The organism is Aliihoeflea sp. PC F10.4, assembly GCF_054612275.1.
In genome coordinates this window covers 2,463,211-2,485,541 of the sequence record NZ_JBTSWH010000001.1, presented here as the reverse complement: position 1 = coordinate 2,485,541, position 22,331 = coordinate 2,463,211, and the positions used below count along the sequence as shown (strand labels likewise).

The window sequence follows — 22,331 nt, the reverse complement described above, 5'->3', positions numbered from 1 at the left end:
CAGCGAGCGCAAATTGTGGTCCAGGATGGCCCAGGCGCATCGTCACCCACTGCGCAGCGTGTCGAAATCCACATCATGGAAATGGTCGACGACGTCATGAAGATGCGTCATCTGAGTGAGAGTTGGAAATCCCGGCTGGCGAAGAGGTGATGCTCGCTCCAGGCGGATATCATCTGATGTTGATAGGTCTTGAAGCGCCACTGTCCGAAGGCGATCGCGTTCCGGTCACGTTGCAATTCGAAAGCGGCAGCGTCGACGTTGAACTGACCGTTCGCGCCATGGGCGCGTCGGACGCCATCGGCGGCCCTTTCGACATGGTCGACGATAGCGGCAAAGCGGTGACCGAAGCGGACCTCATCGGCAAGCCGTCCGCCATCTTCTTCGGCTTCACCTATTGCCCGGATGTCTGCCCGACGACCTTGTTCGAGTTGTCGGCGCTGATCGACCGCCTCGGGCCTGATGCCGATCGGATGAACTTCGTGATGGTGACGGTCGATCCCCAGCGCGACACGCCCGAAATCCTGCACGAATACGTAACGGTTTTTGACAAACGTATCCGGGGGGCACGGGCACGACGGATCAGGTCGCCCACATCGCCGAGGCATACAAGGAAATAGCCGAGGGATTGACGGTCATCCTCGTCGGCACGGGCATCTTCCTTGGTGGGTTCATCGTCTTCCTTGCCGTCATCGGCATGCCGTGGTCGCAGGTCTGGGAAGCCAAGGTCAAAGAATGGGCGATCGGCAGCAATTTCGGCTATCCATCGGGCGTGTGCGTCGACGTTCCGATGTTCGGCGAGCGTCTGTCGAGCGAAGGGCTGACGAGTTGGTAGATGGAGCAGGCGCAAGTGCCTGCCTCGCCCAATGCCGGGACCGACCAGCCGGCGATTGGCATCGACGTCGCCGTTCGAACCTTTAACGAACTCGGCCTTCATCACGGCTATGCAGTCAATCTGCCGCAATCGCCGACGGGTGTCTTCTCTGGCTCCGTTTACCCGGACGACCTGACACAGCAGCGCGTCGTTCACCTCGACCAGTATTCGGGTGAGCCGCTCGTCGACATGAGCTATGCGGGCTACGGCCCGCTGGGCCGCTGGCTGGAGTTCGGCATCAATTTCCACATGGGCCAGAAGTTAGGGCTGGCGAACCAGATTCTGCTGCTCGCCGTTTGCATCGGAAACGTCATCCTCGCTGTCTCCGCGGGAATCATGTGGTGGAAGAGCAGGGCGAGCTGGTCGCTCGGTGTGCCGCCCATGCCGAATGACAAACGTGTGTTTCGAGGCCTGTTTGCGATCCTGATCGTCGGCGGGATTGTGTTCCCGCTCGTCGGCGCGACGCTGCTTATCATGATCGCTCTTGACGTCGCGGCCTCGCGGATGAGGTATCGCAGCGCCTAGCGCATTGGCGTGCATGATCGGACGTCCGCTTTTCAGTCAGATTCGAGAAAAGCGGTCGTTCTGTTTTCCACCTCATTGGTCACTAATTAGACGGAAATCGATTTCCGTTTTGTCTCGGGGCCAGACCCTGACTGCCCAACTTGGCAGTCTTTTGAACAAAAACGCCAGGGCAACTGACCTTCGAAACGTTCACCGAACTCCGTGCATTCCATCGATGCAATAGAGGCTTTGTGCCCAAGCTAAGTCGTCTGGCAATAAACTCGTCGGACGATAGTGGATACAACCGCTTAGAAAAATCTGAGATTAGAGACCAGCTAAATGCTGGCCGTTTGAGAGCCAGATCCGCTCTTCAAAAAATAGTTGCGTTTATCAATTAAATGTCCTTACCTAGGGATAGGTACGAGTAGAGGCATGGCAGTGCTGGCGTCAGACGATCAGAAATATGTCGGTTCGATTTCGAGCGATGAAAGCCCGGACCTCGACGTTCTCGGTGGAACGCTCAGCTTCTTCATTCGAGCGCTCGACATTGCCGTTTCGCGTGATCTGGATGAGCGTCTGAAGGGGCTCGAAGTTGCGAAAGGCAAGGGAAAGATCACCGCACTGCTGATGATCGACAGCCATCCCGGAATTCGCCCCTCCGAGATCGCAGAGCGGATCATGAAAGACCGCGGTCACGTCACGCGGATCATAGACAGCTTCATTGCGCACGACATCGTCAGTCGGCGCACCGCTGACGATGACAACCGAGCTTTTGAGCTTTGCGTGACCGAGCACGGAGCGGCATTAGCAGCGCAGGTCCGCAAGATCGTGATCGAGCAGGAAGAAGCGTTTTTCGGGCCTTTGATCGGCAAGGAAGATCATGACGCGCTCGTCGGCACCTTGCAAAAAATCTACCTCCAGCTCGTTCCGCAGGCGGGGCGCTTATGCGAACGGTTCTGATCTCCGGTGCAAGGCGGGGGATCGGGGCCGCCCTTGCCAAGCGGCTGCTTTGCGAAAGACATAATGTATCCATAGGCGTGCGCGACGGCGCGCTTCCCGGTTGGGCCGGCAATGCCGCGCTGAGCCAACATATCGAGCGGCTCCATCTCTTCGATTACGACGCGCTCGATGTAACGGGCGAAGAGCGTTGGGTTGCGGAGGTTCGCAAGCGGTTCGGTTCGCTCGACACTATCGTCGCGAATGCCGGCATCATGATCGCCAAATTGGTGATCGAGGCTGATGACGAAGACGTCCAGGCGATGTTCGATGTCAACGTCCAGGCGCCGCGCAGGCTCGCAAAAGCGGCTTGGGACCTGCTCGCTCAAAACGGAAACGGACGGGTTATCATTTTGAGCTCGCTTTCTGGAAAGCGGGTCAAATCGGCCAAGTCCGGAAGCTATGCGCTGACAAAGTTCGCCGCCACGGCGCTGGCGCATTCGATCCGCCATGCCGGCTTCGATCTCGGCATCCGCGCGACGGCGGTCTGTCCTGGCTTCGTGGCGACGGACATGGCGCTCGGCCTTACGGATCATGGCGCTGAACAGATGACCGATCCCGACGATCTCGCTCGGATCATCTCCCTTCTCATATCTCTGCCGAATAAGGCCAGCGTCGCGGAATTCGCAGTCAATTGCCAGATCGAGGAAAGTTTCTGATGCCGGGTCCCTATGTTACTCCAGTCCACGGCGATGCCGAGCTTCCAGACAAAGTGGATGTCGCTGTCATCGGTGGCGGGATCATCGGCACGTCCACGGCGCTCGAACTGGTCGAACGAGGCTTGCGCGTCGCACTTTGCGAAAAAGGAGGCATCGGCAAGGAACAGTCGAGTCGCAACTGGGGCTGGGTGCGAATTTCGCGCCGCGATCCGCGCGAAGTGCCTCTGATGGCCGAGGCGTTGCGGATATGGCCGAAGCTTAACGAGCGCACAGGTCGCGAGACCGGCTACCGACGCGCTGGCATCGTCTTCACGTGTGCGACGGACCAGCAATACGCTGATCACGAGAAATGGAACGAACTGCTCACGCCATACCAATTCGAAAGCCGCATGGTTTCAGGAACGGAGTTCCGCGATCTTGTGCCGGGGGCCGTAATGAACCTCAAGGGCGCGCTTTACGCAGCGGTCGATGGACGGGCAGAGCCGCAGCTTGCTGCGCCTGCGATCGCTGAGGCGGCCCGCGATCGCGGTGTCCATATCCTGACCGAATGCGCCGTGCGTGGGATCGAAACGTCAGGCGGAGCCGTAAGCGGCATCGTGACGGAGCGCGGCGCGATTGCGTGCGACGCGGTCGTTTTGGCAGGCGGTGCGTGGTCGAACCTCTTCGCTGGCAATATGGGCATCGATTTTCCGCAACTGAAGGTCATGAACTCCGTACTGAGAACAAAACCGATCGAAGGGGGACCGGAACAGGCGATCTGGCACAGCGACTTCGCTCTCCGCAAGCGCCATGACGGAGGCTACACCATCGCCTCGGGGCACGAGAACATCGTGCGGATTGTGCCCAAAAGCTTCCGATATGCGATGAACTTCATGCCCGCCCTTCGCAAGGAATGGCGATCCTTGAACCTGCGTTTCGGCCTTAGCTTTCTCGATGAGGCGCGCATTCCGACCAGGTGGTCGCTGGATGAACCAAGCCCTTTCGAATATAATCGGGTTCTCGATCCCGTACCTAACCGGCGTCTTTCGGACACGGCGCTCGCCGCTGCAAAACGCGCTTTTCCCGCATTGGCGAATGCGGAAATTGCGCAGCGTTGGGCAGGATATATCGATGTCACGCCCGACGCCGTACCAGTCATCTCATCCATCGACAAAGTGCCAGGCTTCTTTCTTGCATCGGGCTTTTCGGGACACGGTTTCGGCATAGGGCCGGCAGCAGGAAAACTTATGGCCGACCTCGTAACCGGCACTACACCAGTCGTGGATCCGAAAGACTATCGTTTCAGCCGGTTCTCGGACGGCTCGAAGATCGAGCTGGTTTCCGGGTTTTGATTCCAAATCGCCGGCATATGCCGGCCAAAAAGCAGACGGCGAAACAAGCCGTGAGAAACAAAGAGCAAAAAAGGGGAATACCATGACTAAAGGAACGAAAGTACTCAACTGTGCATCGACCGCTCTGCCGCCGACAACTTGGCGCATGACCGGATCGCAGGCGAGACGGTTGGCGTCGTTGACATCCTCGTATCCGGCCAGCCGCCCAAAGACTGATTGCCGGAACAGGCCGTCGAGCCGATGGACCGTGTTCTTGCCAGAGCGAGTATCGCGCAGCGCCGCTGACGCCAAATCGGACAACCCGAGCGCGTCATCAAGCTCGCGCATCACCAGAAGGCCGCCGTCGGAACTGAGCTGCGTGCCGCGAAATTCCAGCCGCACGCGAGGGTCGAAATCCACCCGATCTGCCCGTTGCAAGCCCGCACCCTCTGGGTGATCCATGAAACGCGCCCCTCGCAGCCTTCAACACCATGTTTTATATAGGAAATATAATGGTCAGGACAGCGAAATCAGCGCCTTACTTGGGAAATGTGGGTCAACATCAACCGTCGGCACACGCTCGGTATTCTCGGCGCGGCCGGTATTGCCGCCGTCCTTCCCGGATTTGGCCGTAGCGGCGCGGTGAACGCGCAGGAAGCGCCCAACGGCCAAGTGGTCGTCGGCTTCTCGCAGGAGCCGACGGTCTTCAATCCGAACCTCCCGCATATCGAGGTCGACGAAGGCGTCTATTATGCGGTGTTCGATACGCTCATCGACGTTGATCCGGAAGGAAACTTCTTTCCGATGCTCGCCGTCGAGGTGCCAACACAGGCAAATGGCGGCATTTCGGAGGACGGAAAAACCTGGACGATCAAGCTGCGCGACGACGTGAAATGGCACGACGGAACGCCGTTCACCGCCGAGGACGTCAAGTTTACGCTCGAGTTGCTAGTCGATCCGGATTTCCGTAGCTGGCGGCGTAACGGACATGAACTGATCACCGAAATCAACGTCCTTTCGGATACGGAAATCTCGTGGACGATGGAGCGCTCTTTTGCGCCTTATGCCTCGATTTTGGCGACGACCTACATCGTGCCGAAACATGCCTTCGAGGGCGTCGATCCCAACAATGCTCCGTTCAACAACAGCCCGATCGGAACCGGACCGTTCAAATGGCAGAACCGGGTCTCGGGCGATCATATCGAACTGGTCGCCAATGCCGACTATTTCGGGGATGGCCCATATCTCGAACGCCTTGTCCTCAAATATATCCCTGACCTGACTGTGCTCTACACACAGTTCCGCAGCGGCGATATCGACGCGGTGGGTGTACAGTGGATCACCCCGGACCATTATGCCGAGGCAAGCGCGCTATCCGGCCGCGTTGTGGAGATTGCTGGAAGCGCGACTTTTGAATCGCTGACCTTCAACCTGCAACGCCCGCAATTTCAGGACCGGGCGGTCCGCGAGGCGCTCTACTATGCCATCGACAAGCAGTCGATCATCGATGCACTGTATTACGGAGTGCCTTCGGCCACCGAGACCTACATGCCGCGTGAGTATTTCTACTTCAACCCGGACCTTCCGCAGCATGAATTCAACATCGCCCGCGCCAATGAAATGCTCGACGAGGCAGGCTGGGAACGTGGCGGTGATGGCATCCGCGCCAAGGACGGTGTGCGCTTGTCGTTCACCAATTCCACGACCGCCGGCAATCACCTGCGCGAGCAGGCCCAGCAATTCCTTCAGCAGACCTTTGCGGAAGTGGGTGCCGAGATGACGATCTCGAACCTGCCGCCGGCAGTCATGTGGGGCGACTACTGGATGCTGTCGCAGTTCGACACCGTCATCGTCGGCCTCAACTGCTTCGCTGGTCCGGACCCGGATACGTCCGACTATTTCCGTTCGACCTCGTCTCCGGCGACCGGCGGCAACGGTCAGAATACATGGGTCTACAACAATCCCGAGGTCGACGAACTCCTTGTCGAGGGCGCGAGCCTGATGTCGCCGGAGGAGCGTTTGCCGATTTACCGACGCATTCAGGAGATCATGCGTGAGGACCTGCCGTTCCTGCCGATTTTCCAGTATGCGGTCGTGCGCGGCAAGAAAGAGGGTCTGGAAGGTTACGAAGCCAACATCAACAATCGTATCGACACCTGGGACGTTCGCAGCTGGAAATGGGCCTGACGTCGCCAGTCCCGATCCGTCCATAGGCGGGGACCGGGATCATATGTGGTTGAGAAGGGCTGCGCGATGGCCCTTCCGGCAAACATTCGGAGTTGTCGATGCTGCGTTATCTGCTTTCCCGATTCTGGCAGAGCCTTATCTTGCTGGTGCTCGTGTCTCTGATCGGATTCTTCGTCCTGAACCTGGCTCCCGGCGGGCCGCTGTCGCAGTATGCGCTCACACCGGGCATGAGCAAGGAGGCGCTCGACCGTATCGCGGAACAGATGGGCTTGAACCGGCCACTGATCGTTCAATATCTCGATTGGTTCTGGCGTCTTCTCCAGGGCGACTGGGGCAACAGTTTCCGCGATGGAAGGCCGGTCCTCGCCATCATTTCCGGTCATCTGTTCGCCACGCTTCTTCTGATGGGCGCGTCGACGATCCTGTCCGTGGCCATCGGCGGCTGGCTGGGTATCCGCAGCGCGATGAAAGAAGGATCGACCTTCGACTACGCAGCTACCGTCTTTGCGATGGTCGCTTTGTCGATCCCAACATTCTGGTTCGGTCTGGTCGCCATCTACGTGTTTTCCTTGCAACTGGGGTGGTTTCCGGCCGGCAACATGTACACGATCGGCGACGGCTCCATTCGTGACTACGCCGTCCATCTCGTCATGCCTTCGATAGTACTAGCGCTGGTAAATGTCGCTGTGTGGAGCCGCTACATGCGCTCGGCCACCCTCGACGTGCTCGGGCAGGACTTCGTACGTACCGCAAAGGCCAAAGGGCTGCCGCCACGCCGCGTTCTCATAAAGCACATCGTCGGCAACGCGCTTGTGCCGATGATCACGCTCGCCGGACTTCAACTGCCGACGCTTTTAAGCGGTGCTTTGGTGACGGAAACCGTCTTCACCTGGCCGGGCATGGGACGTCTTTTTCTCGATAGCCTTGGCTATAATGACTATCCGGTAGTGATGGGGCTTTTGATGTTCTCTGCGGTCCTCGTGATCGTCTGCAATCTTCTGGCAGACATCCTCGTCGCGCTGGTCGATCCCCGCATCCGCCTGGATTGAGGAGAGCTCCAACATGACACTCGCTTCTCCCGCCCATCCCGCTCCCCGCGAGCGCTTCTGGCGAAGCCGCGCCTTCCGCCGGTTCAGCCGCAACCGGCTGGCGCTTATCGGCCTGGGCATGATCTTTTTGCTGACGCTTGCCTGCTTTGTTGGGCCGCATCTTCTGCCATTCGACGAACTCTATATCGACCTGCGCGCGCGCTTCGCGCCGCCTGGAACGGGCGCGCATATCTTCGGAACGGACCCGCTCGGGCGCGATATTGCCGCTCGCCTCTTCGTTGCCGGTCAGACCTCATTGATCGTCGGCTTCGCAGCGATGTTGATCTCGACCGTGATTGGCGTGTTGATCGGTGTAGTCGCAGGTTATTCGGGAGGAAGGCTCGGCGCGTCGTTGATGCGCCTTGTCGACGCCTTCCTGTCGTTCCCGGCGATCTTCTTGCTCCTGACGCTCGCCGCCTTCATCAGCCCGAGTGCGATGATGATCACCCTCATAATTGCGCTGACGAGTTGGATGGAGGTCGCGCGGATCGTCGAAGCAGAGGTGCGCTCCTATCGCGACCGCGATTTCGTGATGGCAGCGCGCATGCTCGGCCTGTCGCGGACGCACATCATGTTCCGTGAACTTCTGCCCAACGTGATGGGACCGATCATGGTCGCCGCGACCCTGACAGTTGCCCGCGCGATCTTGATGGAGGCGTATATTAGCTTCCTTGGCTACGGCATCCAGCCGCCGCTTCCCAGCTGGGGCAACATGCTGAACGGCGCGCAGCAATATCTCGCCAGCGCTCCGTGGCTGGCGATCGTGCCCGGCGTCGCGATCACGCTTGCGGTGACGGGGTTCAACTTCATCGGCGACGGTTTGCGTGACGCCCTCGATGCAAGAGCGGACCATCGAGCATGAACGCGCGCTTCTCCCCGTTCGACCGCTCGCTCTGGTATGCCACCGCACCGGCTGCGCCGGAAATGGAGCCGCTTTCCGGCGAGGTTCGGGCGGATGTATGCGTGGTGGGGGCCGGCTACACAGGCCTGACAACGGCACTGGAACTGGCACGCTCGAAGATATCAGTCGTCGTTCTGGAACGCGAAGAGGTCGGCTTCGGCGGCTCTGGCCGGAACGCGGGCCATTGTACGCCCACCTTCACCCACTATTCGCTGGACGAGTTGCGCCGCATGCTCGGCGAGCCGTGGGCAGAACGTCTCATCGGTCGCCAGACTCGAGCCAACGACACCGCATCGGCCTATATTCGCGATTACGCCATTGAGTGCGACTGGGTGCAGCAAGGCTACATCATGGGTGCGCTGCGCCAAGGCCAGTTGCACAGCTTGCAGGCCAAGGCCGAAAGCTACAATGCCGTTGGTGCGCGAACACGCGTCCTCGACAGCCATGACATCGAGGCGATGACCGGCAGCCCGCGCTTTTCCGGTGGTTGGTATCACGAGCAGGCCGGCCACCTTCAACCGCTCGCCTATGCACGCGGTCTCGCGGGCGCGGTGTTGCGCGAGGGAGGAGCGGTCCATCCACGCTCATCGGTCGGCAGATGCGAACGCTTGGGCAGCCGTTGGAAAGTGTCGACCGCGAACGGCCATGTCATCGCCGACCGCGTTATCTTCACGACGGGCGCATATACGGTTGGCGGTTGGCCGAAGCTCGACCAGAGCTTTCGCATCCAGCGCGTCTTCGTTGCCGCTACCCGGCCGCTGGACCCGCGAACGCGCGAACAAATGCTGCCTCGCGACACGACGATGCATGACGGCCGAGGCGATATCTTCGTTTACAAATGGGATGGAACTGGGCGGATCGTCGCTTCCATGTTTCCGATGGGCCGGCGCGGACAGGATGAGGTCTACACCCGACAGGTGCTCGCCGACCGGCTGAAATGGCTGCACCCGGATATTCGAGAAGAGATCGTCTGGGACTATTTCTGGTTCGGCGAACTCGACATGCAATATCGAACGGTGCCTCGCCTCTATGACCTCGCACCGGGCGTCGCGGCTCTCACGGGCCTTTCTGGGCGCGGCGTGCCGACAGGTACGATGCTGGGCGGCATTCTTTCCGATTGGGCCAAGGGAATGCCCGAAGCCGATCTCGATCTCAAGTTTGAGCCTTTGCATCGAGCGCCCGCCTGGATGGCCCTCGCTCCCGCGCTCAAACTGCGCCAGATGCGCCATTACGACAATCTCGCCGCCCGACTCGCTGGTGACGCGCTTCCCCCTCACGCTTGATAAGGAACTTAGATGAACAGCGTTACCCATATTGCCTCAGATGAAAACCTGACGCCCGGCCCCGGTGCGCAGGATGGAAAGGCCAAATCCTATCGCCGCCTGATCTGGGAGGACGACGGTGCGGCGGAAACCGCGACGAAGGTCGCCGTCTGGATTGCCGAACCTGGCGTCTACCCCTATCCGCCGCGCGATCTGGAAGAAACCTTCGTCGTTCTGCAAGGCGAAGCGAAGCTGCGGCTTGGCGAAGGCGACGTGCAGGATATCGGACCGGGATCGATCGTGCGTGTGCCCAAGGGCGTTGCCCCTTGGCTTGAGGTCCTGTCCCCGTTTCGCAAGGTCGCCACCGTAGTCCCGAAGCCCTGATCGTTACCTGACACGAAAGAACGCCCTATGACCGAAGCCGTACTTTCCGTCCGCGACCTGACCATCTCCCTGCCGACCGGAATGGACCGGCAGCACGCAGTCAAGAAAGCTGGTTTCGAACTGAATGCGGGAGAAATCTTGTGCATCATCGGGGAATCCGGTTCAGGCAAGTCGGTCACCGCCAGCACGGTCATGGGGCTGCTTCCGCCAGCGATGAAGGTCGTATCCGGGAGTATCCTGTTCCGGGGTGAGGACCTCCTGACGATGTCCGAGCGGGCGCGGCGCGATCTTCGCGGCAAATCGCTGTCGATGATCTTTCAGGACCCGCTTTCGGCGCTCAATCCGCTCATGACGGTTGGCGCGCAGATCGACGAGACGCTCGTCGCCCATGGCTGGAAAGATTCGCCAAAGCGCAATGCCAGGGTTCTGGAACTGATAACGGAGGTCGGACTTCCGGACCCTGAGTTGTTACAACATCAATATCCGTTTCGCCTGTCGGGCGGGCAGAGGCAACGCATCATGATTGCCATCGCACTCGCACTCGACCCCGATATTCTAATCGCCGATGAGCCGACCACGGCGCTCGACGTGACGACGCAAGCCCAGATCCTTGAACTCATTCGCCGCATCCAGCGTCGAAAGGCGATGAGCGTGATGTTCATTACCCATGATTTCGGCGTCGTAGCCGACATCGCCGATCGGGTGATCGTTATGGAAAAAGGCGACATCGTCGAGCAGGGGAGGGCCGAACAGGTGCTGCGCGCCCCCGAACACCCATACACGCAACGGCTGATCGCAGCCGTTCCGCGCTTGCGAGAACTCGACGCCGAAGCGGATACGGCCGCTCCGATCTTGCTGAAAGTAACTGGCCTCGAAAAGACCTATCACCTCAAAGGCGGGCTGTTCAGAAGGGAAAGGACAGTCCGAGCGGTCAGTGACGTCGCTTTCGAACTGCGCCGTGGAAAGACGCTTGGCGTTGTCGGTGAAAGCGGCTCCGGCAAGTCGACGATGGGCAAGGTTCTCATGCGCTTGTCGGATGCCGATGGCGGCGGCATAGAATTCGACGGGAAGGATATATTGAAGCTGAGCGAGCGCGAGTTCCATCCCTACCGACTGCGCATCCAGATGATCTTTCAGGACCCGTTCGCTTCGCTCAATCCTCGCCAGACGGTAGGTAAATCCCTTGTAGTCGGTCCGGTTGCGCATGGCATGACGTCTGGCGCGGCACGCGAAAAGGCGCGCGACATACTCTCCCAGGTCGGCCTCGATCCTTCCGCTTTCGATCGCTATCCTCATGAATTCTCCGGAGGTCAGCGCCAGCGTATCGGCATCGCCCGCGCCCTGATGTGCGATCCGGATCTCATCATCGCGGATGAGGCGGTGTCGGCGCTCGATGTTTCCATTCAGGCCCAGATTCTCGATCTTCTAGCTACGATTCAGCGCGAGCGGCATCTGGCGATGATCTTCATCACGCACGATCTGCGCGTCGCGAGCCAGATATGCGATGAAGTGCTGGTCATGCACCAGGGCAACGTCGTCGAGTCAGGGCCACCGGCACGGATTTTCCGCCATCCGCAGCAGGCCTATACGCGTCAGCTTGTGGCTGCGATCCCGGGGAGCTTGTAGGAAGAAACGCGTGGCTCAGAGCACCGCTGTTACGGCGAATGCGGTCTCCCAGCGCGAGCCAAGCCGCATAGTTCATCTGGCGAAATCGGGATGGCGTGAGGACATCGCCATCCCGAGCCCAAGCGAGTGGTGCCTAGAAGTCGAATGCGGCCGAGAGCGTGAAGGTGCGTGGTGTGCCTGCCGCGAGGAACCCGCGAGCCGACGACGCCCAGTAGTTCTCGTTGAACACGTTCTCGACATTGGCCCGCAGTTCGACCGGCTTGCCGTGCGGCCCTTCGAGCGCGTAGCGCAGACCGACGTCGAACCGCGTCCAGTCCGATATCTTCTGCGTGTTCGCCTGATCGTAATAGGTGCTGCCGTTGTAAAGCGCCCGTCCCGTCAGGGTCAGCCCCTCGGCAAGCCACGGCATGTCGTATTCGCCGTAAAGGCTGATTGCCGTTTTCGGAACGCCCGTCACCTGATTTCCGTCGAAGAGGCCGTTCTGGGTTCTGGTCAGCTTGGCATCCATGAAAGTGATGCCGCCGAGCACGCGAAGGCCTGGCATGGGTTCGCCGAATACGGACAATTCGAGGCCACGATTGACCTGCTTTCCAGCAAGAGAGAACACGTTCGTAGCCGGATCGGTGATGCCATTCGGCTGGGTGATCTCGAAGAGCGCTGCGGTCAGGACAAACTGGCCAAGATCGTATTTGACGCCGATTTCCTTTTGCTCGTTGACGACGAACGGAAAGATTTCGTCGCTGTTGACGGCCGAGGCTGGCGCGAAGGGCGCGTCGCTCAGGGCTTCGACATAATTGCCGTAAACGGACAGATCGTCCGTTACCTTCACACTTGCCGCGATGGCCGGGCTGAACCGGGAGTCCTCATTCAGATAGTTGCGTTCACCCACGGGAAACGCCGGATTTCCCGGGCGCGTGTTGAACGATTGCTGGCGCATGTCCTGATACCGGCCACCAAGCGTAAGCAGAACGCGATCGTCTGCGAACGACAAGGTGTCGGAAATGGCAAGGCTCGTCGTCAGAAGATCGGCAAAACGGATCAACTCGTCCGAACGAGGAAGCCCGCTCGTGTCCACCGACCCGTCCGGCAGAAAGACCGGATTGTAGATATTGGTAACGTAAGTGGGGAAGCCGAGTGTTCGCGGATTGAATTCGCCGCGATTGTTCCTGTTCAAGGAGCGCGAGATGGCGACGTTCAACTGATGCCCGACCGGCCCGGTATCGAACTGCGACCGCACCCCGATCTCGCCGGAGAATCCCTCGATTTTCTGCGGATTGTAACCGAATTCGGCGTTGGCATCGCCGTTCTCGTTGATGATCTGATAGGACGAGGACAAGAAGTCCTCACGGTATCTGCTTGCACCGCCTGCGGCATAGATCGTGGTGTCCGGCAAGACATCAAATTCGATCCGGCCAGCGACGTTGTTATGGGTGCTGTCGTGATATTCGAACGGATTGGCCGCGTTGATCCGGCCGTCCGGAGCATCGGGAATCGCGATGCCCGGCGCTGCCGAATTGAACAGCGAGGTCGGCGCGTCGATGTTCTGGGTGGAGTGATTGAGATCGAGCGAGGCGCGCACGCGCTCGCCGCGATAATCGAGACCGAGGGAAGCGACGCCGACCTCTATGTCGTTGTGATCATAGGCTGTATCGCCTTTCCGATACGAGCCGTTGAAGCGCACGCCCCACTCGCCGGCTGGGCCAAGGCGACGTCCGAAATCGATATGCGACCAGATCTGCGAATCGCTGAGATAGGTTGTGGTCAGCCTTGTGAGCGGTTCGTCGGTGGCACGCTTCGGCACGAGGTTGATCGTGCCGCCGACCCGGCCGACGCCTCCGTTCGCCAGCGCGGTCGGGCCTTTGAGTATTTCGACCCGCTCGATACCCTCGAGATAACTGCGCCGCGGATTGGCGAGGTAAGGCAGTCCGTCATAAAGCGTGTCGAGATTGGTGACCGAGAAGCCGCGAATGAAGAAGGCGTCGCGCTCGCTGAACGCCGACGCATCCGCGCGCACGGACGGATCGTTGAGCGTGACGTCCGCAACCGACTTCGCCTGCTGATCGCGGATCAGCTTTTCCGTGTAGGCCGTGGCGCTAAAGGGCGTATCGAGAATGGGGCGGTTACCCAACACACCGATGCGCGTGCCCGATGCCACCTGCCCGCCCGGCAAGGCTGCGGGCGGCTGCCCGACGGTTCCAGTCGCAGGCGCTTCGCCTTCGGCGCGGCCGGTGACGACGAGAGGATCGAGCGCGGTTGCGCCCGACCCATTCGCGGCGGCAGCGTTTTGCTGCGCCAATGCAGACATGGACGACATGGCGAGCAACGATACGCCCGCGAGTGCCGCGCTTCCCCAAGCGCGGCTAAAGTTTCTGCCCCTCGACATTTTCGGATTCCTTGCTGTCAGATTGAATTGAAAGTTCGGGCGTTGCCCGCAGGCGGTGTCTGCTCGGCGGTCGAAATTGGCTGCCAGTCGAACGAAAGCGTCTCGCGAAATGCAAACCGCTCGATATGACTTTGAACGACATCGCGAAGCTGATTCAGATCGGCACCTTCCGGCGCGGTTACTTCGATCGAAAGGCGCGCCTCATCGGCTGCAAGTCGGGCCTCGCCGGGGGAAATTGCGATGCGTCCCACGTTCGGCGTAAATTCGGTTTCGAATTTATGCGTCCAATGCTTGCAAAGCTGCTGGAGGTAGCGGCTTGCGTGCTGCGTTGAGACAGTGGTGCGGGTGCCAGGCATCGACATATCCAGTCAAACTCCCGCCGCTGGATGACCGGAGATGGTTGGTGAAATTGGAATGTGTCGCTGGGTATCGCACCTTCATGAGGGGGCGCAGTTGCCTTTGCGTGAGCGCTTACTCCCAAACTTGACAATCGGAGTCAAGTCTAGTTGATGGCGGCATATTCATCGAAGCTGGACATAGCCCATGCACAGTAAATTCACCGGCGCGATCCTGTTCGCTGCCGCGCTCGCCGCTGCATCGCCGTCGATGGCCGAGCCCTACACGATCACGCACCCGCAGGGCACGACGACGATCGACGCCGTGCCTGAAACGGTGATGGTCGCCGACTGGGCCGCGTTCGATAATCTCGATGCGTTGGGTATCACGGTCTCCGGTGTGCCATCGACGGCTATGCCGACTTATCTGGAAGGCAAGCTTCCTTCGGAAGCCGAGACGATCGGTTCGCTCCAGGAGCCCGACATCGAGGGCATCGTTGCCAGCGAACCCGATCTCGTCATCGTCGCATCACGCTCGCGCACCTCTTATCCGGCGCTGTCGAGCTTCGTGCCGACGATCGATCTGACCGTCGACAACGAAAACCTCATCGACGGCGTGAAGACGAACCTCACCACGCTAGGCGAAATCTTCGACAAAGAGAGCAAGGCGGCCGAGCTGATCGCGTCGCTCGACGCGAAGGTCGATGAAGCGCGTCAGGCTGCTGAAGGCAAAGGTACCGGCCTCGTCATCGTCACGAATGCCGGCAATCTTGGCGTCTACGGTCCGGGCTCGCGTGTTGCGTGGATCTACGAGGCGCTGGGCGTGCCGTCCGTATTCGACGAAATCGACGACCGTGACCATGGCGGCGACGCGATCTCGTTCGAATATCTGCTCGAAACCAATCCCGACTGGCTGTTCGTGGTCGATCGCGATGCGGGCGTCGGCGGCGAGGGCGCTGCCCGGGCACTGCTCGACAACGAACTGATCCACCAGACGGGTTTCTGGCAGAACGACCGCATCATTTATCTCGATCCCGGCGCGGCCTACGTCACCATGCACGGCTATAGCGGTCTGATGCTGCTTCTCGATCAGGTCATCGAGGGCTACGGCCGTAACTCCTGACCAAGTGCGGCCGGTGAACGCGCCACGCATCGACGCTTTCAGGGGCGCGTCTTCGGCGCCCCTGTTGCTGTTTGCCGTCGTCCTGCTGACCGCCTGCCTCGCCGTTCTCAGCCTGTTCATCGGGATCAGCGACGTGTCGCTGTCCACACTATTCGGCTCGGCGGCGCAGGACCGCGCAACGCAGGTGCTCCTCATCAGCCGCATCCCGCGAACGGCCGCGATCCTGCTTGCCGGATCGGCGCTCGCAATCGCCGGCCTCGTGATGCAGATCATCGTGCGCAACCGCTTCGTGGAACCGTCGACAGCCGGAACGACGGAAGCGGCCTCGCTTGGCTTTCTCGCCGTCACGATCTTCGCCCCGGCCTGGCCGCTGATGGTGAAGATGGGCGTCTCCGCGCTCTTCGCGCTTGCCGGAACCGCGCTCTTCCTGCGCATCCTGCGGTTCGTCCCCTTGCGTGACGTGATGCTCGTACCGCTTGTCGGCATCATGCTCGGCGGCGTCATCGGAGCGGTAACCACATTCTTCGCCTACCGGTTCAATCTCCTCCCCTCAGTCCTCGCCTGGACGGTGGGCGACTTTTCGGGCGTTCTTCGCGGCCGCTACGAGTTGTTGTGGTTCGGCTTCGGCGCGACGGTCATGGCTTATATCGCGGCGGATCGGTTCACCGTTTCCGGCATGGGGCGGGACTTCGCCACCAATCTCGGCCTCAACTACAAGGCTGTGATGACGCTCGGTCTCGTGCTGGTTTCGGTCATCGCGTCCGTCACGCTCGTTTCGGTCGGATCGATCCCGTTCCTCGGACTGATCGTGCCGAACATCGTGTCGCTGATGGTCGGAGACAATATGCGCATCACCGTGCCGTGGGTCGCCGCGCTCGGGGCGCTGTTCGTGCTCGTTTGCGACATCGCCGGGCGGCTGATCCGCTACCCTTACGAGATTCCGATCGGCGTCATGGTCGGCGTCGTCGGCTCGGCTATGTTCCTCTACCTTCTCCTGCGAAAGCGGGGCAGCCGTGCCTGACATGTCATCGGCTTCACCCACAACACGCACGTTGAACTTCTCCCGGTCCATGATTGCGCTGGCGATCCTCGCACTTCTGGCTGCGGTGTCGATCCTCGCGTTCATGATGCTCGGGGCGCGCGGTTCTTGGAGTTTCGTCCTTAGCTTTCGCGGAAAGCGACTGCTCGCGCTCATCCTCGTCGCCTATGCGATCGCGGTCTCGACCGTGCTCTTTCAGACCGTCACCAACAACCGCATCCTGACGCCGTCGATCATGGGTTTCGATGCACTCTACGTGCTCGTTCAAACCTCGATCGTTTTCTTCTTCGGCGCGCAGATGCTCGTGCTGGCCGATCCGCACATGCGCTTTCTTCTCGAAGTCGCGTTGATGGCCGGCTTTGCCTGGATACTGTTTCGCTGGCTGTTTTTGGGCGAGGAGCGCAGCCTCTACCTTCTCATCCTCGTCGGGATCGTCTTCGGCATCTTCTTCCGGTCGCTGTCCGTCTTCATGCAGCGCATACTCGACCCGAATGCGTTCCAGGTCCTTCAGGACGCGCTTTTCGCCAGCTTCCAGAACATCGACATCACGCTTCTTTGGGTCTCCTATGCGCTGGTAGCGACGGTGACGCTCATCCTCTGGCGTATCGCGCACACATTCGACGTGCTGGCACTCGGACGGGCGCAGGCGATCAGCCTCGGCGTAAACTACGCCAGGACCGTGATGACGATCCTGACCGTGGTCGCCGTGCTCGTCGCTGTCTCGACCGCGCTGGTCGGCCCCATCACCTTCTTCGGCCTTCTGGTGGCAAGCCTCGCTCGTTCCCTCGTCGGAAACAGTCTGCACCGGCACGTTCTTCCGGCCGCCGTCCTTCTCGGAATCGTCGCGCTGGTCGGCGGCCAGACGGTGCTGGAGCGCGTCTTCTCCTTCGACACCGCCCTTTCGATCATCATCGAATTCCTCGGCGGCCTCGTCTTCATCATTCTCGTCATTCGCGGAGCCGCCCGATGATCACAGCCTCCGGCGTCTCCAAGCGCTATGGCGACACGCTCGTCGTCGACGATGTTTCGATAAAGCTGCCCGCGCGCGGAATCACGTCGATCATCGGCCCGAACGGCGCAGGCAAGTCGACGCTGCTTTCGATGATGGCACGGCTCATCGGCATGGATGCCGGTCATGTGACGATCGACGGGCTCGATGTGGCCACCACGCCGAGCGACGTGCTCGCTCGGCGCCTCGCCATTTTGCGGCAGGACAACCACATGACCGCGCGCCTGACGGTTCGCGATCTCGTCACCTTCGGCCGCTATCCCTATTCGAACGGGCGGCCGACGGAGGAGGACGGCGCGCACGTCGCCCGCGCGCTCGACTATCTCGGCCTCGCCGAACTCTCGGGCCGCTTTCTCGACGAGCTTTCCGGCGGCCAGCGGCAGCGCGCCTTCGTGGCGATGGTGCTGTGTCAAGATACGGACTACGTCCTCCTCGACGAGCCGCTCAACAATCTGGACATGAAACACGCCGCCTCGATGATGCGGCTGTGGCGGGACGCATGCCGCGATCTTGGCAAGACTGTCGTCATCGTTCTCCACGACATCAACTTCGCGTCCTGGTATTCCGATCACATCGTCGCCATGCGCGACGGACGCATCCGCCTGCAGGGAACGCCGGATGAAATCATCCAGCCGGATGCGCTTTTCGATATCTATGAAATGGAAATCGACGTGATCGATCGCGGCGAGCGCCGCATCTGCCTGTTCTACGAGTGAGACAAAAGTCGCCGTTGGGACTTTCCAATATCGAGCGTCAGCTTATCGGCGTGCAGAGCCTCAAGCAGACCCTCCGTATACAGCTCGGATCGAACCTTCGCATCTATGTGCCCCCGCAAGCTGCCAGCGTATCGTGACCCTGTCGATTGGTTGGAGGAACTGGCAAGAGGTGAGGGATGGGGGGCACAAAGCTGATCATTGAAAGGAGCGGCAAATCTGTCGCGGACTGGAAGTGCAGGCGTATTCGGCAGGCGTCATCCAGCGCAACCCGAAGGCAGAGCGGTCTTGATTATGTCTATATCGCAGCATTCCAGACCACGTTTGCACGACTAAGCGAGGCATAGTCGCTTCCAACGGTGAAATATTAGCGGTCAGGTCCGAAGGCCGTAACATTACCGTAATCCGAACACGGAAAATGGTGTGGCTCCCGGAACGGCGATAATAATGAAACTCCTGCTCATAGAAGACGATGTCGAAATGGCCGATGCACTTCGCACCGCGTTTTCACAGCACGGCATCGTCCTCGACGTTGTCGCCGACCTGGCAACCGCACGCGAAGCGATTGCACTGTCGGACTATGATCTTCTGCTCATCGACCGGCAATTGCCGGACGGTGACGGCAATACTCTTCTTTCCGAGATGCGACGGACCGGAAGGCTTGTTCCCTCGATTATCGTTTCGGCCCGGGGGACGACGACCGACAGGATTTCCGGGTTGAACGAAGGCGCGGACGACTATTTGCCCAAGCCGTTCGAGGTCAATGAACTGCTCGCCAGGATGAATGCAATTCTTAGGCGTTCTCCGGTCAGTGAGCCGTCTCTTACAACTGTGGGCAACGTCACATTCGACCGCGCCTCGCGCGATATCCACGTCAACGGCGCGCGCCTTGCTCTGACCAGGCGTGAGCTTCTCATATTTGAAACGCTCCTGCGCAATCGCGGGCGCACTGTTCTTCGGTCCTTGCTGGAAGACAACGTTTATTCATTCGATGACGAGATTCAGTCCAATTCGCTGGAAGCCAACATGTCGCGGCTGCGCCGCAAGCTCGGCGAGGCGCATGCAGACATCGCCATCAAGAATGTACGGGGCATCGGATATTTCCTTCATGAGCCGTAATAATAAGAAAAGCATGTCGCTGCGCTGGCGGTTCACGCTCGGTTTCGTCACCCTTCAGATATGTGCGATCGCCTTTTCGTTGGCGCTCGTTTTCTATATTGCATCCGACATCGAGCCGGACGGCGCGATTCCGTCGATTTGGCTGGCACAGCACGTCGCCGATTCGATCCATGTCGACGCCGACGGCACTCCAGAGCTCGTGCCGACCGAAAGCCTCATGAAGATGATGCAGGACGAACCGAAGCTGTGGTTCGTCGCCGACCTGCCCGACGGAACCGTCCTGTCGCATGGCGACATACCGGCCGAAGTCGCGCCGAACGTGCCTCTGCTTCGCACGTTCCGCAGTGTCGAACTCCACGGCTACGTGGACGATCCGGCCACTGTCGCCCGGCTGGAGCGGTTGGAAACGCCTGCGGGGGAGGCCGTCATCCTGGCGGGTGGTGTTTCCGTATCGCTCTACGGCCTGACGATCATGCTCGGGAACATCGCCGTCGGCGTACCGGCGCTGATCCTCGTGGCCATCACGTTGATCGGTGTTCCACTGGTCACCCGATGGGCGCTCGGTTCCTTTAACGACCTCAGCGGCCGCCTCGACAAGATCGATTACAACGCGCGAGGCGGCGTCGTGGAAGGGCGTGGCCTTCCTGGCGAAGTACTACCGGTCGTCGACGGCATCAACATGGCCCTGCAGCGGATCGACAGCGGGTTCGAGACGACCGAGCGATTTTTCGTCAATGCGGCGCATGAGTTGCGCACGCCGATCGCTATCCTTCAGGTGCGGATCGACACGCTTCCTTCCAGCTCCGAGAAAACTCACCTTCAGGCCGGTATCAAACGACTTACGGCGATCGCCAATCAACTGCTTGAAATCGAGGCTTACCGGCAAAAGCCGGCCCGCAGGATATCGGTGGACCTCAATGCAATCGTAGCGAAAGTGGTTGCCGATCTTGCACCTCACGCGATCGCTGAGGGATACGAAATCTCGTTCGACAGCAAGGCGCGGCAAGCACTTGTCGACGGCGATCCCGAAGCTCTGGAACGCGTTTTCGTCAACCTTTTGCGCAATGCCGTTCAATATGGCGGCAAAGCCGGTGAGATATCGGTGGTGATCGAGGGCGATGGAAGCGTTCTCGTCGCCGATCAGGGCGCTGGTGTTCCGCGAGAAAGCCGAGCCCGCATCTTCGAGCCGTTCTACCGCGTCAACCCGCACGGAGCCGGCGCAGGTCTGGGGTTGAGCATGGTCGACGAGATCGTCACCAGCCATGGCGGCTATGTCGAACTCGCGCCGTCTCAGAAAACGGGCAGCATCTTTGCGGTGCGCTGGCGTGAAGGTCGTATTTCTTGTGATACGACCGCGGCCGGCAGCACTTGAGCTTTTAAGGTCAGAAAACGTATCGCAAAAAAGCGCCGAACGGTTCGACAATCGTTCGGCGCTTTCATTTGCGATTTGCAAAATATCTGCGCCGCTGTTTCAGCGGCAGCGGCCGTGCCTGTCGCGATATTCGCAACGATCGTATCGACGATCCCTGCGATCCCATCTGTCGCGACCGTTACGTTCATTGCGCTCGCTGATGTTGCCCAGGACAGCGCCGCCAGCGCCGCCGGCCGCCGCACCAACGGCTGCACCTTCCCATGAACCACTGGCCAGGCCGCCGATAATCGCACCGCTTGCCGCGCCGATCCCGGCTCCCTTTTCAGTCTGGCTGCATGCCGTAAGCGTCAGGGAGACCAGCACACCTGCAATGACCTTCTTCATGTTCAATCCTTCATCCATTGACATATCCTGCAGGCGTTCAAGACGAACCGACGCGCCTGTCGGCTGGCGTATGACCAGGCACAGTTACGGGTGCATTACGGCAAGTTGAAACGGTTTCACCATCTGTCCGTGCCTGAACTGACGAAGGGACAGGGTCGTTTCCCGATGTAATCTTCAGGTAATTCTGCCGTTCTAGCTGCGGAGGAACCGGCGCGGCGAAATGGCTCGCCGGCGAGATGACAAGCGAAGAGCAGGACGACCACGATGAAGGCCCGAATTAATTGGACTCCACTGACTCGGCCTGGCTGGCCAGAAGTCGCCATCGCGTCGGTCGTCTACTTGTTGCTGCTCGCGGGCATCTCCGTCGTCCTTTTGCAGACGCAAGACGATTATGCCGCCATACGCGGCAATTTCGGCATGGCAGCCAACGGCATTGCGGGCACTCTCGCGCTTGTGGCGGCCATTTCCCTTCGCATTCGCGACATACGCGTTTTCGGATTTCGCCGCGTCGCGCCGACATGGTTGCTGGCCGGGATGGCGATCGGGATCGCCGCCTATGGCTTCAGCCATGCCATGGAAGCCGTTTATTTCACGTTCGTCACCGAAGCGAACACGCAGGCCGATTTCCAAGCTGCTGCGACGGACGGGGCATTCTCCCTGCTCATCCTGCTCATCGCCGGTGCGATCCTGACCCCGTTCGGGGAGGAAGCTTTTTTTCGCAGCGTTATGGCCAATACGCTCAACCGCTACGGCGTATGGTCCGGCGTCGTCGGAAGCGCGCTGATCTTCGCCGCCATGCACGGGCCGAGCGTCATCTTTCTCAATGCATTTCTTGTCGGCATCATTGCCGCACTGCTGTTTCGAAAGACCAATTCGATCTGGCCCGGCTTTGTCGTGCATATGGTTTTCAATGGCCTGTGGCTGATCACCTATGCGATCGTCTGATTGCACTTGCGATCTGCCGCGCAGTCATCGTTCTTCTTCAATCTCGATCCAATGCCGTTCTATGCTTCGATTATTCGTTGGACGAATGCGCATAACAATAAATCTGTTGCCTCCGGTTGCT

20 protein-coding genes and 2 pseudogenes are annotated in these 22,331 nt (G+C 59.9%); 18 read left to right on the top strand and 4 right to left on the bottom strand.

Annotated elements, in window-relative coordinates; genetic code table 11:
* The first annotated feature begins 176 nt into the window (after window positions 1-176).
* The 5 genes and pseudogenes from ACX82Z_RS12590 (at window position 177) to ACX82Z_RS12570 (ending at window position 4,361) form a co-directional block, all read left to right on the top strand.
* A complete protein-coding gene (locus tag ACX82Z_RS12590; protein ID WP_459589236.1) occupies window positions 177-617 on the top strand; it encodes an SCO family protein in 441 nt (146 codons plus the stop codon).
* Between the two features lie 29 nt (window positions 618-646).
* Window positions 647-1,396: pseudogene (locus ACX82Z_RS12585) on the top strand (PepSY domain-containing protein); the annotation flags it as partial.
* A gap of 411 nt (window positions 1,397-1,807) precedes the next feature.
* Window positions 1,808-2,335: a MarR family winged helix-turn-helix transcriptional regulator gene (locus tag ACX82Z_RS12580; RefSeq protein WP_459589234.1), complete on the top strand. Its 528-nt coding sequence runs from the start codon at window positions 1,808-1,810 to the stop codon at window positions 2,333-2,335.
* Window positions 2,320-3,030, top strand: coding sequence for an SDR family NAD(P)-dependent oxidoreductase (locus ACX82Z_RS12575; protein ID WP_459589233.1), 711 nt, complete (start codon window positions 2,320-2,322; stop codon window positions 3,028-3,030). Before ACX82Z_RS12580 ends, ACX82Z_RS12575 begins: the two co-directional genes overlap by 16 nt.
* Window positions 3,030-4,361: an NAD(P)/FAD-dependent oxidoreductase gene (locus ACX82Z_RS12570; RefSeq protein WP_459589231.1), complete on the top strand. Its 1,332-nt coding sequence runs from the start codon at window positions 3,030-3,032 to the stop codon at window positions 4,359-4,361. The genes ACX82Z_RS12575 and ACX82Z_RS12570 overlap by 1 nt, the downstream gene beginning before the upstream one ends.
* A 99-nt stretch (window positions 4,362-4,460) precedes the next feature.
* On the opposite strand, the pseudogene ACX82Z_RS12565 reads toward ACX82Z_RS12570, so the two are convergent.
* Window positions 4,461-4,802 (bottom strand): annotated as a pseudogene (locus ACX82Z_RS12565) (transposase); the annotation flags it as partial.
* 87 nt (window positions 4,803-4,889) lie between these two features.
* Here ACX82Z_RS12565 and ACX82Z_RS12560 point away from each other — a divergent pair.
* From ACX82Z_RS12560 to ACX82Z_RS12535, 6 genes are all read left to right on the top strand, one after another.
* Complete coding sequence (locus tag ACX82Z_RS12560; protein ID WP_459589230.1) at window positions 4,890-6,527, top strand: peptide ABC transporter substrate-binding protein; 1,638 nt, start codon at window positions 4,890-4,892, stop codon at window positions 6,525-6,527.
* 98 nt (window positions 6,528-6,625) lie between these two features.
* On the top strand, window positions 6,626-7,576 hold the full coding sequence (locus tag ACX82Z_RS12555) for an ABC transporter permease (RefSeq protein ID WP_459589228.1): 951 nt from the start codon (window positions 6,626-6,628) through the stop codon (window positions 7,574-7,576).
* A 13-nt stretch (window positions 7,577-7,589) separates the two neighbouring features.
* Window positions 7,590-8,477, top strand: coding sequence for an ABC transporter permease (locus ACX82Z_RS12550; RefSeq protein ID WP_459589226.1), 888 nt, complete (start codon window positions 7,590-7,592; stop codon window positions 8,475-8,477).
* Complete coding sequence (locus tag ACX82Z_RS12545; protein ID WP_459589224.1) at window positions 8,474-9,799, top strand: NAD(P)/FAD-dependent oxidoreductase; 1,326 nt, start codon at window positions 8,474-8,476, stop codon at window positions 9,797-9,799. Before ACX82Z_RS12550 ends, ACX82Z_RS12545 begins: the two co-directional genes overlap by 4 nt.
* Window positions 9,800-9,811: 12 nt before the next feature.
* A complete protein-coding gene (locus tag ACX82Z_RS12540) occupies window positions 9,812-10,162 on the top strand; it encodes a cupin domain-containing protein (protein WP_459589222.1) in 351 nt (116 codons plus the stop codon).
* Window positions 10,163-10,189: 27 nt separating this feature from the next.
* Window positions 10,190-11,788, top strand: a complete 1,599-nt coding sequence (locus ACX82Z_RS12535; protein WP_459589220.1) for an ABC transporter ATP-binding protein — start codon at window positions 10,190-10,192, stop codon at window positions 11,786-11,788.
* 133 nt (window positions 11,789-11,921) lie between these two features.
* Here ACX82Z_RS12535 and ACX82Z_RS12530 read toward each other — a convergent pair whose 3' ends face one another.
* Window positions 11,922-14,093 (bottom strand): TonB-dependent receptor, encoded by a 2,172-nt coding sequence (locus ACX82Z_RS12530; RefSeq protein ID WP_459911730.1) that lies wholly within the window; start codon window positions 14,091-14,093, stop codon window positions 11,922-11,924.
* A 95-nt stretch (window positions 14,094-14,188) separates the two neighbouring features.
* Window positions 14,189-14,527: a DUF2218 domain-containing protein gene (locus tag ACX82Z_RS12525; protein WP_459589219.1), complete on the bottom strand. Its 339-nt coding sequence runs from the start codon at window positions 14,525-14,527 to the stop codon at window positions 14,189-14,191.
* Window positions 14,528-14,714: 187 nt separating this feature from the next.
* On the opposite strand from ACX82Z_RS12525, the gene ACX82Z_RS12520 reads away from it, so the two are divergent.
* The 6 genes from ACX82Z_RS12520 to ACX82Z_RS12495 all read left to right on the top strand — a co-directional run bounded on the left by ACX82Z_RS12520 (window position 14,715) and on the right by ACX82Z_RS12495 (window position 20,881).
* Window positions 14,715-15,629 carry a siderophore ABC transporter substrate-binding protein gene (locus ACX82Z_RS12520; RefSeq protein WP_459589217.1) on the top strand — a complete coding sequence of 305 codons (915 nt, stop codon included), beginning with the start codon at window positions 14,715-14,717 and terminating at the stop codon, window positions 15,627-15,629.
* Between the two features lie 61 nt (window positions 15,630-15,690).
* Window positions 15,691-16,650 (top strand): ABC transporter permease, encoded by a 960-nt coding sequence (locus ACX82Z_RS12515; RefSeq protein ID WP_459911729.1) that lies wholly within the window; start codon window positions 15,691-15,693, stop codon window positions 16,648-16,650.
* Window position 16,651: 1 nt separating this feature from the next.
* On the top strand, window positions 16,652-17,638 hold the full coding sequence (locus tag ACX82Z_RS12510; RefSeq protein WP_459911727.1) for an iron chelate uptake ABC transporter family permease subunit: 987 nt from the start codon (window positions 16,652-16,654) through the stop codon (window positions 17,636-17,638).
* Window positions 17,635-18,393: an iron ABC transporter ATP-binding protein gene (locus tag ACX82Z_RS12505; RefSeq protein WP_459589215.1), complete on the top strand. Its 759-nt coding sequence runs from the start codon at window positions 17,635-17,637 to the stop codon at window positions 18,391-18,393. Before ACX82Z_RS12510 ends, ACX82Z_RS12505 begins: the two co-directional genes overlap by 4 nt.
* A 444-nt stretch (window positions 18,394-18,837) precedes the next feature.
* Entirely contained in the window at window positions 18,838-19,509 is a 672-nt protein-coding gene (locus ACX82Z_RS12500; RefSeq protein ID WP_459589213.1) for a response regulator, read from the top strand.
* The gene (locus tag ACX82Z_RS12495; protein WP_459589211.1) at window positions 19,499-20,881 is read left to right on the top strand and encodes a sensor histidine kinase; all 1,383 of its coding nucleotides are present in this window, start codon (window positions 19,499-19,501) and stop codon (window positions 20,879-20,881) included. The genes ACX82Z_RS12500 and ACX82Z_RS12495 overlap by 11 nt, the downstream gene beginning before the upstream one ends.
* A gap of 99 nt (window positions 20,882-20,980) precedes the next feature.
* Here the strand turns inward: ACX82Z_RS12495 and ACX82Z_RS12490 are convergent, their stop codons facing one another.
* On the bottom strand, window positions 20,981-21,283 hold the full coding sequence (locus ACX82Z_RS12490; protein ID WP_459589210.1) for a YMGG-like glycine zipper-containing protein: 303 nt from the start codon (window positions 21,281-21,283) through the stop codon (window positions 20,981-20,983).
* Window positions 21,284-21,529: 246 nt separating this feature from the next.
* On the opposite strand from ACX82Z_RS12490, the gene ACX82Z_RS12485 reads away from it, so the two are divergent.
* Window positions 21,530-22,210, top strand: a complete 681-nt coding sequence (locus ACX82Z_RS12485) for a CPBP family intramembrane glutamic endopeptidase (protein WP_459589208.1) — start codon at window positions 21,530-21,532, stop codon at window positions 22,208-22,210.
* Window positions 22,211-22,331: the final 121 nt, after the last annotated feature.